The organism is Nocardia exalbida NBRC 100660 (genome assembly GCF_000308575.1).
Classification (GTDB): Bacteria; Actinomycetota; Actinomycetes; order Mycobacteriales; family Mycobacteriaceae; genus Nocardia; species Nocardia exalbida.
In genome coordinates, this window is record NZ_BAFZ01000119.1 from 138,951 (window position 1) to 151,103 (window position 12,153).

The 12,153-nt window shown below is 68.9% G+C and carries 12 protein-coding genes; 4 read left to right on the plus strand and 8 right to left on the minus strand.

The window, feature by feature from the left end; translation table 11 throughout:
- Positions 1-2: 2 nt before the first annotated feature.
- Genes ON29_RS27290 through ON29_RS27300 form a run of 3 tightly spaced genes read right to left on the minus strand, consistent with a single transcriptional unit; the run spans position 3 to position 4,461 of the window.
- The gene (locus ON29_RS27290) at positions 3-1,601 is read right to left on the minus strand and encodes an acyl-CoA carboxylase subunit beta (RefSeq protein ID WP_040870684.1); all 1,599 of its coding nucleotides are present in this window, start codon (positions 1,599-1,601) and stop codon (positions 3-5) included.
- Entirely contained in the window at positions 1,598-2,749 is a 1,152-nt protein-coding gene (locus tag ON29_RS27295) for an acyl-CoA dehydrogenase family protein (RefSeq protein ID WP_040870686.1), read from the minus strand. The genes ON29_RS27290 and ON29_RS27295 overlap by 4 nt, the downstream gene beginning before the upstream one ends.
- Complete coding sequence (locus ON29_RS27300) at positions 2,746-4,461, minus strand: acyclic terpene utilization AtuA family protein (RefSeq protein ID WP_040870687.1); 1,716 nt, start codon at positions 4,459-4,461, stop codon at positions 2,746-2,748. The genes ON29_RS27295 and ON29_RS27300 overlap by 4 nt, the downstream gene beginning before the upstream one ends.
- A gap of 177 nt (positions 4,462-4,638) precedes the next feature.
- Between ON29_RS27300 and ON29_RS36125 the strand changes: the two genes are divergently transcribed.
- Positions 4,639-4,806: a CG2302 family histidine operon protein gene (locus ON29_RS36125; protein WP_157172914.1), complete on the plus strand. Its 168-nt coding sequence runs from the start codon at positions 4,639-4,641 to the stop codon at positions 4,804-4,806.
- Here the strand turns inward: ON29_RS36125 and ON29_RS27305 are convergent.
- The 4 genes from ON29_RS27305 to ON29_RS27320 form a co-directional block, all read right to left on the minus strand.
- Positions 4,803-5,723 (minus strand): adenylate/guanylate cyclase domain-containing protein, encoded by a 921-nt coding sequence (locus ON29_RS27305; protein ID WP_373283929.1) that lies wholly within the window; start codon positions 5,721-5,723, stop codon positions 4,803-4,805. The two genes, ON29_RS36125 and ON29_RS27305, sit on opposite strands and share 4 nt — an antisense overlap.
- Before the next feature lie 360 nt (positions 5,724-6,083).
- Positions 6,084-6,845, minus strand: a complete 762-nt coding sequence (locus ON29_RS27310; protein WP_040870688.1) for an ABC transporter permease — start codon at positions 6,843-6,845, stop codon at positions 6,084-6,086.
- On the minus strand, positions 6,845-7,840 hold the full coding sequence (locus ON29_RS27315; RefSeq protein ID WP_040870689.1) for an ABC transporter ATP-binding protein: 996 nt from the start codon (positions 7,838-7,840) through the stop codon (positions 6,845-6,847). The genes ON29_RS27310 and ON29_RS27315 overlap by 1 nt, the downstream gene beginning before the upstream one ends.
- A gap of 153 nt (positions 7,841-7,993) precedes the next feature.
- Positions 7,994-9,181, minus strand: coding sequence for a helix-turn-helix domain-containing protein (locus ON29_RS27320; protein WP_040870690.1), 1,188 nt, complete (start codon positions 9,179-9,181; stop codon positions 7,994-7,996).
- 142 nt (positions 9,182-9,323) lie between these two features.
- Between ON29_RS27320 and ON29_RS36130 the strand changes: the two genes are divergently transcribed.
- On the plus strand, positions 9,324-9,488 hold the full coding sequence (locus tag ON29_RS36130) for a hypothetical protein (protein ID WP_157172915.1): 165 nt from the start codon (positions 9,324-9,326) through the stop codon (positions 9,486-9,488).
- Positions 9,489-9,764: 276 nt separating this feature from the next.
- Here ON29_RS36130 and ON29_RS27325 read toward each other — a convergent pair whose 3' ends face one another.
- On the minus strand, positions 9,765-10,481 hold the full coding sequence (locus ON29_RS27325; RefSeq protein WP_040870691.1) for a MerR family transcriptional regulator: 717 nt from the start codon (positions 10,479-10,481) through the stop codon (positions 9,765-9,767).
- Positions 10,482-10,544: 63 nt separating this feature from the next.
- Here ON29_RS27325 and ON29_RS27330 point away from each other — a divergent pair, with 63 nt between their 5' ends.
- Together ON29_RS27330 and ON29_RS27335 are read left to right on the plus strand one after the other, a co-directional pair.
- Positions 10,545-11,018 (plus strand): DUF6194 family protein, encoded by a 474-nt coding sequence (locus ON29_RS27330; protein WP_040870693.1) that lies wholly within the window; start codon positions 10,545-10,547, stop codon positions 11,016-11,018.
- Positions 11,019-11,109: 91 nt separating this feature from the next.
- Positions 11,110-12,096: an aldo/keto reductase gene (locus tag ON29_RS27335; RefSeq protein ID WP_040870694.1), complete on the plus strand. Its 987-nt coding sequence runs from the start codon at positions 11,110-11,112 to the stop codon at positions 12,094-12,096.
- Positions 12,097-12,153 lie beyond the last annotated feature (57 nt).

Sequence of the window (12,153 nt, forward strand, 5' to 3'; positions counted from 1 at the left end):
CCTCACATTCGGAAGACGCCGAAGCCGTCGGCGCCTTTGATCGGGGCATTGTGAATGGCCGACAGGGACATTCCCAACACGGTGCGGGTGTCGCGCGGGTCGATGACGCCGTCGTCGTAGAGCCGCCCGGACATGAACATCGCCAGCGATTCGGCCTCGATCTGCGCCTCCACCATGGCGCGCATCCCGGCGTCGGCCTCCTCGTCGAACGGCAGGCCCTTGGCCTCGGCGGCGGCCCGGCCGACGATCGAGATGACGCCCGCCAGCTGCGCGCCACCCATCACGGCGGATTTCGCGCTGGGCCAGGCGAAGACGAAACGCGGGTCGTAGGCACGGCCGCACATGCCGTAGTGGCCCGCGCCGTAGGACGAACCCATCAGCACCGAGATGTGCGGCACCTTCGAATTGGAGACCGCGTTGATCATCATCGCGCCGTGCTTGATGATGCCCTTCTGCTCGTACTCCTTGCCCACCATGTAACCGGTGGTGTTGTGCAGGAACAGCAGTGGCGTGTTCGTCTTGTTGGCGAGCTGGATGAACTGGGTGGCCTTCTGCGATTCCTCGGAGAACAGCACGCCGCGCGCGTTGGCCAGGATGCCCACCGGATAGCCGTGCAGTTCGGCCCATCCGGTGACCAGGCTGCTGCCGTAGAGCGGCTTGAACTCGTCGAAGTCCGAACCGTCCACGATGCGGGCGATCACCTCGCGCGGGTCGAACGGGATCTTCAGGTCCGACGGCACGATGCCGAGCAGATCCTCCGGGTCGTGCAGCGGCTCGATCACCTCGGCGCGCGGAGCCGGGCCCTGCTTGCGCCAGTTCAGCCGCTTGACGATGGAGCGGCCGATGCGGATCGCGTCCTGCTCGTCCAGCGCGTAGTAATCCGCGAGGCCGGAGACCCGCGCGTGCATGTCGGCGCCGCCGAGGGATTCGTCGTCGGACTCCTCACCGGTGGCCATCTTGACCAGCGGCGGACCGCCGAGGAACACCTTGGAGCGCTCCTTGATCATCACCACGTGGTCGGACATGCCGGGAATGTAGGCGCCGCCCGCGGTGGAGTTGCCGAACACCAGCGCGATGGTCGGGATGCCCGCCGCCGACGCCTGGGTGAGGTCGCGGAACATCCGGCCGCCGGGGACGAACACCTCCTTCTGCGTGGGCAGGTCGGCGCCGCCGGATTCCACCAGCGAGATCACCGGCAGCCGGTTCTCCCGCACGATGTCGTTGATGCGCAGCGTCTTGCGCAATGTCCACGGGTTGGAGGTGCCGCCGCGCACGGTCGGGTCGGGCGCGACGATCATGCACTCGACGCCCTCCACGATGCCGATCCCGGCGATGGTGCTGGCGCCGACGTGGAATTCACTGCCCCAGCCCGCCAGCGGGCACAGCTCCAGGAACGGCGAGTCCTCGTCGACGAGCAGTTCGATGCGCTCACGCGCGGTGAGCTTGCCGCGCTTGCGGTGCCGGGCCAGCTTGTCCGGTCCGCCGCCCGCGATGGCCTTGGCGAACTCGGCCTCCACCTCCGCGAGCTTGGCCGTCATCGCGTCGGCGGCGGCTTCGTACTCGGGCGCCGCGGTGTCCAGGGCGCTGCGCAGGATGGTCATTTCTGGTACCCCAATCGCTTCGCCGCCAGTCCGGTGAGGATTTCGGTCGTGCCACCGCCGATGCCGAGGATGCGCATATCCCGGTACTGGCGTTCGATCTCCGATTCGCGCATGTAGCCGAGACCGCCGAACAGCTGGACGGCCTGGTTGGCCACCCACTCGCCCGCCTCGACGGCGGTGTTCTTCGCGAAGCACACCTCGGCGATCAGGTCGGTCTCGCCTTCGGCGCTGCGCTGCACCACATCACGGGTGTAGACGCGGGCGACATCGATGCGCCGCGCCATCTCGGTGACCGTGTTCTGCACCGCCTGCCTGCTGATCAGCGGACGCCCGAAGGTCTCCCGGTTGCGCACCCACTCCAGGGTCAGGTCCAGGCACCGCTGCGCGCTGGAGTACGCCTGCACCGCGAGGCCGACGCGCTCGCTGACGAACGCGCCGGCGATCTGGAAGAAGCCGGAGTTCTCCGGGCCGACCAGGTTCTCCACCGGCACCCGGACGTCGACGTAGGACAACTCGGCGGTGTCGGAGGCCAGCCAGCCCATCTTGTCCAGCTTGCGGCTGACCGTGAAGCCCGGCGTGTTCTTGTCGACGATGAGCAACGAGATGCCGCCCGAGCCCGGCCCGCCGGTGCGCACCGCGGTGACCACGAAGTCGGCGCGGACGCCGGAGGTGATGTAGGTCTTGGCCCCGTTGACGATGTAGTGATCGCCGTCGCGGCGCGCGGTGGTGGTGAGGTGCCCGACATCCGATCCGCCGCCGGGTTCGGTGATCGCGAGCGAACCGATCTTCTCGCCCGCCAGCGTCGGCCGCACCCAGCGCTCGATCTGTTCGACGTTGCCCGAGGCGATGATGTGCGGAACGGAGATGCCGCAGGTGAACAGCGAGGCGAACAGTCCGCCGGACGCACCGGCCTGATGCATCTCCTCGCAGACGATCATCGCGTCCACGCCGTCGCCGCCGGAACCGCCCGCGGATTCCGGGAACTGCACACCGAGCAGGCCGAGCGCGCCCGCCTTCTTGTGCAGCTCGCGCGGGATCTCCCCGGCGCGCTCCCAGCCGTCCAGGTAGGGCAGGATCTCGCGTTCCACGAAGCCACGGACCGTGGCGCGCAATTCGCGCCGTTCCGGCGTTTCCCAGAGTTTCGTCATGACAGCAGCTCCACTGGAATGTCGAGGTGACGAGACCGCAGCCATTCGCCGAGTCCCTTGGCCTGCGGGTCGAAGCGGGCCTGATAGGCCACGCCCTGACCGAGCAGGCCTTCGATGATGAAGTTCAGCGCCCGCAGATTGGGCAGCACATGCCGGGTGACCGTCAGCGAAGCCGTCTCCGGCAGAAGTTCTTTGACGCGCGCCACGGTGAGGGTGTGCACCAGCCAGCGCCATTGTTCGTCGGTGCGGACCCACACGCCGATATTCGCGTCACCGCCTTTGTCGCCGCTGCGGGCCAGCGCGATCGTCCCCAGCGGCGCGCGGCGGGTCTCCCCGGCGGGCAGCGCTTCCGGGGCGGGCGGCTCGGCGACCGCGGCGAGTTCGGCCGTTTCGGCGGACGGCGGCACGCCGACGCGGGTGCCGTCGGGCAGCACCGCCGTGTGCGGGACCTCCGCGGCGTTGACGAACCCGGGCGTGAACACGCCGTAGGGCGATCCGTTGCCGGGCAGGGTCGTGAAGCTGCATCCGGGATAGCTGGCCAGCGCCAGTTCCACCGCGACGTTGGAGAAGGCGCGCCCGACCTTGTTCGGGTCCGGGTCGCGGACCACGCAGCGCAGCAGCGCGCTGGCCTGCTCCTCGGTCTGCGCGTCCGGCCGGTCCAGGCGGGCCAGCGTCCAGGTCAGCTCGGCGGGCCGGGTCGGCAGCCAGGATTCCAGCTGTCGTTGCGCCAGTTCGGCTTTCGCCTCGATGTCCAGCCCGGTGAGCACGAACTCCATCTCGTTGCGGAAGCCGCCGAGCGTGTTGAGCGAGACCTTGAGCCGGGGCGGCGGGGCCTCGCCGGTGACGCCGCTGATCCGCACCCGGTCCGGGCCGTCCTGGTCGAGCCGGATGGTGTCCAGGCGGGAGGTCACGTCGGGTCCGGCGTAGCGGGGCCCCTGGATCTCGTACATCAGCTGGGCCTCGACGGTGTCGACCGTGACCGCCCCGCCGGTGCCCGCGTGCTTGGTGATGACGCTGCTGCCGTCGGCGCGGATCTCGGCGATCGGGAAGCCCGGCCTGCCCAGATCGGCGAGTTCGGTGAAGAAGGCGTAGTTGCCGCCGGTGGCCTGGGTGCCGCACTCGATCACGTGCCCGGCCACCACCGCGCCGGCCAGCCGGTCGTAATCCGTTCGGCCCCAGCCGAAGTGCGCGGCGGCCGGGCCGACGATCACCGACGCGTCGGTGACCCGGCCGGTGACCACGATGTCCGCGCCCGCGTTCAGGCATTCGACGATGCCCCAGGCGCCGAGGTAGGCGTTGGCGGTCAGCGGCGCGCCGAAACCGAGGTCACCGGCGCGGGCGAGGAGGTCGTCGCCCTCCACGTGTGCGATCTTCGCGTCCAGTCCGAGGTCGGCGGCCACCTTGCGCAGTTTCGCCGCCAGCCCGGCCGGGTTCAGGCCGCCCGCGTTGGTCACGATGCGCACGTTGCGTTCCAGTGCGAGCCCGAGGCAGTCCTCGATCTGCTTGACGAAGGTCTTGGCGTAGCCGAGGTCCGGGTCCTTCATGCGGTCCCGGCCGAGGATCAGCATGGTCAGCTCGGCGAGATAGTCGCCGGTGAGCACGTCGAGCGGGCCACCGTCCAGCATCTCGCGCATGGCGCCGAGCCGATCACCGTAGAAGCCGGAACAGTTGCCGATCCGGAGCACGTCCGGGTCGGCGGCCAGCATACTCATCAGCGGGAATGCCTCCTGTACGGCGGACCGTCAGGATGGGCCGCATGCCGCACCCGTGAAGTCCGCGTTCCGCGACCAGCATCACACCCGGGCCAGAAAAAAGCAAGCATGCGTGCTTGTTAATTGCACCCTGCGCGATCCCACCCGCGCGGCGGTGGTCGAGCGGGCCGGAGCAAGATGGGCACGGTGTCCAGCGACGTCACCGTGATCGTTCTGTTCGCCTTGGCCGGGTTCCTGCTCGGCGGCGCCTACACCACCTGGAAGACGGCCCGGCCGCTGGCGATCGCGCTGGCCGTCTGCGCCGTTCTCGCGGCGGGCGGCGCGCTGGCCTGGTGGCTCGGTTAGCCCTTCGACAGCCGGAAGATCCGCAGGTCATCGGGGACGCCGCTGAGCGGAGCCGCAAACAGGCCGCGGCGATACTGCTTGACCGTCAAACCCAGCTCCGCCAGCGTCTCCGGCCGCAACCCCAGCAGCGTGGCCTCCGACAGCATGGTGTTGCCGTTACCACCGGCCTCCATTACCCGGGCCGCGATCGTGACGTCCACCCCGAGCCAGTCACCCCCGATCTCGCGCGGGGAACCGGTGTGCAAACCGATCCGCATGTTCGGGGTGTAGCCGCGCACCTGCACGTCGGCCAGGTTGCGCTTGGCGGTCACCGCGGCGCGTATCGCCCGGTCCGCCGAGGGGAACACCGCCATCACGCCGTCGCCCATGCGCTTGACCACCTGACCGCCGCGTTCGGCGATCGGCGGCTCGATGGCCTTGGCCACCTTGCGCAGCAGTTCGAGGGTGGCTTCGTCACCGGCCGACAGCGACCAGCGGGAGAAGGCCACCAGGTCGGTGAACATGACAGTTATTTCCTGGCTACCTCTGCCGCGTCCCATTCGCTCCAGCGCGGCCTGCCAGACCTGCAAGGCCCCGAAACCGATTTCGCGCGCCGCGCTCGGGGCGTCGCCGACCAGCTTGTCCGCCGCGCGCGCGACCGCCCGCGCGCCACCGGGCCCGGAAACCGACAGCGGATCACCGAAAGCAGGGTCCCCCGGCAGCTGCTGGCGCGCCTTGCGCAGCGCGCCGATCAGATCAGCCCGCTGATTCGCGGCGTTCACCAGGGCGGATAGCTGCCCGCGACGGAATTTACCGGAACGGCGGGAAGGATCGATCCCATCGGACGGCTCCAACGGAATGACCACCTCGGGCGGCACGCCTCCATCGGCCTCCGGCCCTGGCCCCGACTCGGGGCCGCCGGAAGGTGTTTCATTCACGCCCCGAGAGTATCTCAGCCGATCTGACGTCGGCAGATTACCGATCATCGCCATCTCTCACCTCCGCGACGAACACAGCGAGCACGTCGGCGGGCTCCGCGTTGGATAACGAGCTGGTTGCTGAACCGAGGCTACTCGGCCGAGAAGGGGTCTCGGAAGCGGCATACGGCATAGTTTCCGCGATGTTCACACGCACGATCGGCCCGGCGCGAGCATTCGCGCCGGGCCGATCGACGCACCGTCCGCCGGGCAGTGGCGGGCGGTGACGGAGCGCCGGACCTCCCGACAAGGTCGGCGCCCCGCCGACCCGAGTGGCGAGGGATGGCGACTCGGGTGGTCGAGCGGCCTCGCCCGCGTGCGTCAGGCGTCGCGCTGGTTCACCACGACCAAGGCCGCGCCGAAGACGATCGCGACGAAGACGGTGAAGTACAGCAGGCTGCCCCACGGCCCCCAGTGCCAGTTCGCCGTGGACGCGGAGGCGCTGAAGAATCGGTTCGCGTTCGCGAACGGCAGGAACGGGGTCACGTTGCGGCCGAAGCTGCCGAACGCTCCGAGCAGCCCCTCGATGAGCAGCGGCCACAGCACGATCAGCGAGATCGCGGCGGCGGATTGCCGCACCAGCACGCCGATGCCGATCGCGAGCAGGACGCACAGGAACGCGTAGATCGGGATGCCGTAGACCTGGCGCCAGTCCTCCGGGCTGGACAGCGTGAGGGCCGCGCCCGCGTCCGGTCCGCTCAGCGCCTTGGCCACCAGGTAGGCGAGGAACACCAGGACGAGGGTCAGCACCGCGCCGTACCCGCCGACCAACCCGGCTTTGGTCGCGACGACCTTGGCCCGATGCGGTGTCGCCTGGAACGTCGTCCGGATGAGGCCGAAGCGATATTCGCTGGTCACGGTCAAGGTCGCCATGATCATCAGGACCATCACGCCGAAGCCGCTGATCCCGGCCACCGCGGTGGAGACGGTCAGGTCGATCGCGCCCTCCTTGCCGTAGGACGCGCGCGCCACCGAGGCGAGCAGCGCGGCCATCCCGAGCGCGAGGGCGACGACGATCGCCGAACACCACCAGGGCGACCTGGTGGAGGTGAGCTTGATTCGTTCCGCTGCCAGCACGCCCATCAGAGCGCACCTCCCATCGCTGTGTAGGAGCCGCCGTCCGCGGTTACGCGAGCCGCCGCCTCCGGGCCCGTCGGGTCGAAGCCTTCGCCGTGGTACTGCACGGCGCCACCGGTCATCCGCATGAACGCCTCCTCCAGCGACGCGCGCTGCGGGGCCAGTTCGAACAGCGTGATGTGGTGTTCGCCGGCCAGCTTGCCGACCGCGTCACTGGCCACGCCCGCCACCATGAGCGCGGGGCCGTCGGCTCCCGCGCCGTCCTCGCGGACGGTCATCCCGTTCGAGGTGAGCACGCTGCGCAGCTGGTCGAGCTGCGGGCTGCGCACCCGCACCGATTGCTCGGAGGCGCGTTCGATGAACTCCTGGGTGGTCGAGTCCGAGATGAGCTTGCCGCGCCCGATGACCACCAGGTGCTCGGCGGTCTGCGCCATCTCCGACAGCAGGTGGCTGGAGACCAGTACCGTGCGGCCCTCGGTTGCCAGCCGCTGCATGAACCGGCGGATCCACAGGATGCCCTCCGGGTCCAGGCCGTTCACCGGCTCATCGAACAGCAGCACCTCCGGGTCGCCCAGCAGCGCGCCGGCCAGGCCGAGGCGCTGCGACATGCCCAGCGAGAAACCGCCCGCCGTCTTGCCCGCCACCTCCGAGAGGCCGACCAGCCGCAGCACCTCCTCCACCCGGGACTTGGCGATGTCGTTGGACGCGGCCATCCACTCCAGGTGAGCGCGCGCCGACCGGTTCGGGTGCACCCACTTGGCATCCAGCAGCGCGCCGACGGTGCGCAGCGGATGGTCCAGTTCGTGGTACGGCTTGCCCTTGATCAGCGCGGTGCCCGCGGTGGGCTTGTCCAACCCGAGGATCATCCGCATGGTGGTCGACTTGCCCGCACCGTTGGGCCCCAGGAATCCCGTCACTTGGCCGGGTCGAACGGTGAAGGACAGATCCTGCACCGCTACGGTCTGCCCGTAGTGCTTGGTCAGGCCTCTCAGTTCGATCATGCGCCCAGCATTCCGCAAATCGCGGCCGCGCGCGTCGGTAAATAGTGCCGAGTTGGATCATCCTCGAGGATGAGGAAGAGGTGGGCGGGTGGGTGCAAGCCCGTACGTGGTGTTGATCGGTCCACGTCCGGTGGTCGGTCGTAGTCGATCAAGTCAGATCTTGATGTCGGCCCACTTGGCGAACCGGGCGAGTTGGTCGGTGCCGCGCCGTGCGTTGGCGAGCACCCGCACTGTCTCGTGCACCTGGGGGTGGTTGCGCGTCAGCTCCGGCGCGATCCGTCGCGCCTGGTCCAGACCGGCGAGCGCGCGGTCCTTGTCCCCATGTAGCAGCCAGGCGCGGGACACGTCGATCCAGTGATGCCCGGCGCGCGACGGCGCCACCGACGCGGGCAGGCGGATCTGCTCGGCGCGAGCCACGGCCGTGGTTCCATCGGATAGTTCCACGGGTACGGCAACGGAGTGGATGTCGACGTTCGACGGTCGGAACCCGGTTCCATAGTTGCGGTACTTCTCCGCACCGATCGCCGCGGCGATACCGCGAGCCTCCTGTATGTGCGAGTCCGCGGCGTCGCTGTCGAGTGCTCGAGCCGAGAGGATGGCCCCGCGCAGGTGCAGTGCGCCGCGCACCGCGAGCAGATCAGGCGTCGTAGCCAGTTGCTCGCTGGCGGTGTGGGCGCGTTCGATCGTCCGCAATCCTCCGACATAGGCACCGGAGGACAGCAAGACCAGGGCCCGGTTGTACTCGGCAGCGATCGGCCAAATCGGGTCGCCGCTGCGTTCGGCCGCCCACCCGCAGCGTTCCGCGGCCAGCCCTGCCAGGTCGAGGTAGCCGTATTGATAGGCGAACAGCATGGCCTTGCTGTAGGCATAGGCGAGGGTGGAGTGGATTGCTTCCCGATGGCGGCTGGAATGCTCGTCGTCGGCGAGCATGTGCAGGCCCCGGATGGCGTGGGGAAGGTCGGCGGTCAGCTCCGAGTAGTGAGCCCGGCGCATCCCCTCCCGTACGCGGTCGACAGCGTCGGTCAGTTCCTCGAATGTGGTTGGCCCGGCGAGGGGTTCGTCGTTGAACGCGACGATGGCGCGCCGAAGTTCGGGAATCGCGGCGTGCGCCGTGGTGTCGGTGCGGTCCTGGATGTAGGGCTGTCCGGTCAGATCGGCGACATTCAGCCCCAGTACGCGAGCGACGGCAGCAATGAACGCGGGCGAGGCCGGGCGATCACCCTGTTCGACCTTGCGTAGCAGGGACAGCGACACGTTTGCCTTGTCCGCAAGCTGAGTTTGTGTGAGCCGCGCCAGCTTGCGCGCCCTGGCGGTCCGTCCTCCGACCCCCATCTCATCCATGCTTCAACGCTGCCACACGTTGTGGCGATTCGCAGCGGTCCCCGCAGAACACACTTTCTGTAGCACCCAGCCCCGGGTCGAGCCCCGAACTCCTCGGCGCCGGGTGCCCACCAACCACACCACAATGCAAGGGGGTTCCGGAGTGACCGAACTCGCTGTCACCTTGATCGTCATGGCCGCTGTAGGCGGCTTGCTGATCCTGCTGTTCTGGGTGCTGCCGTGGCTACTCGAGTTTGGTGACGATCTGGACGAGCGCGTGCCGTTCCGTGAGGTCATGGACCGAATCGACCGCGAGGAGCAGCGATGACGCCGCGGCGCAGCTGGATCCAGGACTATTGCGAGGACAGCAACTGGCCCGTCGATGAGAAGCACGCGCAAGGCTTGCTGAAGCTCCATTCCACATGTACCCCACCGTGCCCGCGCAAGTTGTCCGCTGAGCGATGGCTCCGCGACTGCGGCACGGGCAGTAAACCGGACAACACAGCCGGCGACGGGTAACCCAACCCGTCCGGTTACGTCGTGACCACCGGCGCGCCGAAGCCTCAGCGGCCCATCGGTTCGGCGACGTGCAGGACGGCCGCGATCAGGAGGTCGTGAGCGCGATGACGCGGGTGAGCGCGGCCGCCGCGTCGAGAAGGGCGTGGGAGCGAGCGGTGATGCTCGCGTCCCTGGCCGCGAGGGCGGCATCGACATCCTCGGATCGGTGTCCGCGCGGCAGGTCGGGCATCAAGGCCCGAAGGGCGTCGACGCGGTGTCCGGCGCTGCGGAGCTGGTGGACGATCCGGGCATCGCGTACCTGAGCAGGCGAGTACCGCCGCGTCCCCTGTGTGGTGGCGCGGTCGGGAACCACGAGTCCCTCGGCGTCCCAATGCCGCAGTGTCGAGGGGCGCACGCCCAGCGCGGCGGCGAGTTCGGAGACGCTCATCGAATCCGATGCGCGAACGTCATCGATCGGCTCGGCCGAGATCGCCGCGGCCGCCCGCTTCGCCAGCGCGAGGTCCGTCCGCTCCCGGTGGAGCCGCGCGTGCGCCGCGTCGAGAAGCGCGAGCGCTTCGTGGATACGGCGCTCGTGCACGGTGCGGATGATCCGCTTGGCTTCCAAGGGACCGACACCCGCCGCCAGCGCCCGGTATGCCAGCGCGGAGCGCACGTGCGCCTCCCCATACCGGCGATAGCCCGTTGCCGTGCGCAGCGCCGGTGGCAGCACCCCGTCCCGCTCTAGATTGCGAATCTGCTGCACCGAGTAACCGGCACGCCGCGCCACATCGACCGTGCGTATCCGCGAGTTGAGAGTTTCCACGCTATCGATCCTCGATATCCCGGCCGAAGTCTCCACAGGCACCTTAATGAAACGCTGGAGCACATGACCATCGACGAGATCATCGACTTCGTCTCCGCTCTCGACGGAGTCCACACCCTGCGCCCCGGCCCCGGCGACGGCTCACCGGAGATCAGCTGGGGCGACACGTTCTTCTACTACTCGCCCGACGGCGTCGTCCCGAAGGCGACCCAACCCTTCGCGACGATCGTCACGAAGAACTACCCCGGCGACGAGGAATCCCGCTTGAACCGCCCGGACGCCTTCCGAGTCAATATCGCAGCCGGAAAAGAAGCCTTCATCCGGTGGACCGGCCACTCCCCCCGCGAACCATCTCCCGATCACGATCCGAGCGTGACGGACACGGTCATCGCACACCCCGTCTACGGCTCCGCCGGTTGGCTCGCGGTGGTGAACCCCGCCCAGCGAACCGACGAACCAACCCGCGAACTCCTCCGAACGGCCTACGACCTGGCCCGCTCACGCTATGAACGACGTGCGGCCTCGACCCGCGATTGACACCGCGCGAGTGGCACACACCGCTGTTGACATGGAGCGCGCTCCAGCACCTAGCGTCGAGACGACGGATTCGAACGCAGGAGGTTGCAGCATGATCGACGTTTCCACTCGGCAGCTCGGCGAACTCACGGTCTCCGCGCAGGGTTTGGGGTGCATGGGCATGAGTCATGCTTACGGCGCCGCGGACGACGCGGAGTCGATCGCGACGTTGCACCACGCCCTCGACCTCGGTGTGACCCTGTTGGACACCGCCGATTTCTACGGCGCGGGGCACAACGAGGAATTGATCGGGCGGGCCATCGCGGAGCGCCGCGACGAGGTGGTGCTGGCCACGAAGTTCGGCTTCGCCAACCGCTTGGGCGAGCCCACCCACATCCGCGGCGACGCCGCCTACGTGCGCCAGGCGTGCGAGGCGTCGCTGCGCAGGCTCGGGGTCGACCACATCGACCTCTACTACCTGCACCGGGTGGACCCGAAGGTGCCGATCGAGGAGACGGTGGGAGCGATGGCCGAACTGGTACAGGCGGGGAAGGTGCGCCACCTGGGGCTGTCGGAGGCGGGCGCGCAGACCATCCGGCGCGCGCACGCCGTGCACCCGATCGCCGCGTTGCAGAGCGAGTGGTCGCTGTGGACCCGCGATCCGGAAGCCGAGGTCGCGCCGGTCTGCCGGGAACTCGGCATCGGCCTCGTCCCGTTCTCCCCGCTCGGGCGCGGTTTCCTGACTGGTCGCTACAACTCGGTCGAGGGGTTGGCGGAGACCGATGTGCGGCGCAGCCAGCCGCGTTTCGCCGAGGGCAACCTCGAACGGAATCTCGCGATCGTCGCGAAGCTGACCGAGCTGGCCGCGGCGAAGGGGGTCACGGCGGGCCAGCTCGCGCTGGCCTGGGTGCAGCACCGCGGCGAGGACGTCGTGCCGATCCCCGGCACCCGGCGGCAGCGCTATCTCGAGGAGAACCTCGCGGCCCTGGCCATCGAGCTGTCCCCCGAGGATGTCGCCGCTATCGAGGCCGCCGCCCCGCCCGAGCAGGTCGCGGGCACCCGCTACGACTCGACGAATCTCACCTTCGTCAACCGCTGAGGCCCGCGACACGGCGCGTCCCGGACCGGCGTCACCCGCCGCCGCGGACCGGCCGGG

Bases quoted from the DNA above. Each gene is read 5' to 3' on its own strand.
- ON29_RS36125 (WP_157172914.1), top strand. From the start codon at position 4,639: ATGGGCACGGTGTCCAGCGACGTCACCGTGATCGTTCTGTTCGCCTTG.
- ON29_RS27320 (WP_040870690.1), bottom strand. From the start codon at position 9,181: ATGGATGAGATGGGGGTCGGAGGACGGACCGCCAGGGCGCGCAAGCTG.
- ON29_RS27300 (WP_040870687.1), bottom strand. From the start codon at position 4,461: ATGAGTATGCTGGCCGCCGACCCGGACGTGCTCCGGATCGGCAACTGT.
- ON29_RS27310 (WP_040870688.1), bottom strand. From the start codon at position 6,845: ATGGGCGTGCTGGCAGCGGAACGAATCAAGCTCACCTCCACCAGGTCG.
- ON29_RS27330 (WP_040870693.1), top strand. From the start codon at position 10,545: ATGACCATCGACGAGATCATCGACTTCGTCTCCGCTCTCGACGGAGTC.
- ON29_RS27335 (WP_040870694.1), top strand. From the start codon at position 11,110: ATGATCGACGTTTCCACTCGGCAGCTCGGCGAACTCACGGTCTCCGCG.
- ON29_RS27295 (WP_040870686.1), bottom strand. From the start codon at position 2,749: ATGACGAAACTCTGGGAAACGCCGGAACGGCGCGAATTGCGCGCCACG.
- ON29_RS27290 (WP_040870684.1), bottom strand. From the start codon at position 1,601: ATGACCATCCTGCGCAGCGCCCTGGACACCGCGGCGCCCGAGTACGAA.
- ON29_RS27315 (WP_040870689.1), bottom strand. From the start codon at position 7,840: ATGATCGAACTGAGAGGCCTGACCAAGCACTACGGGCAGACCGTAGCG.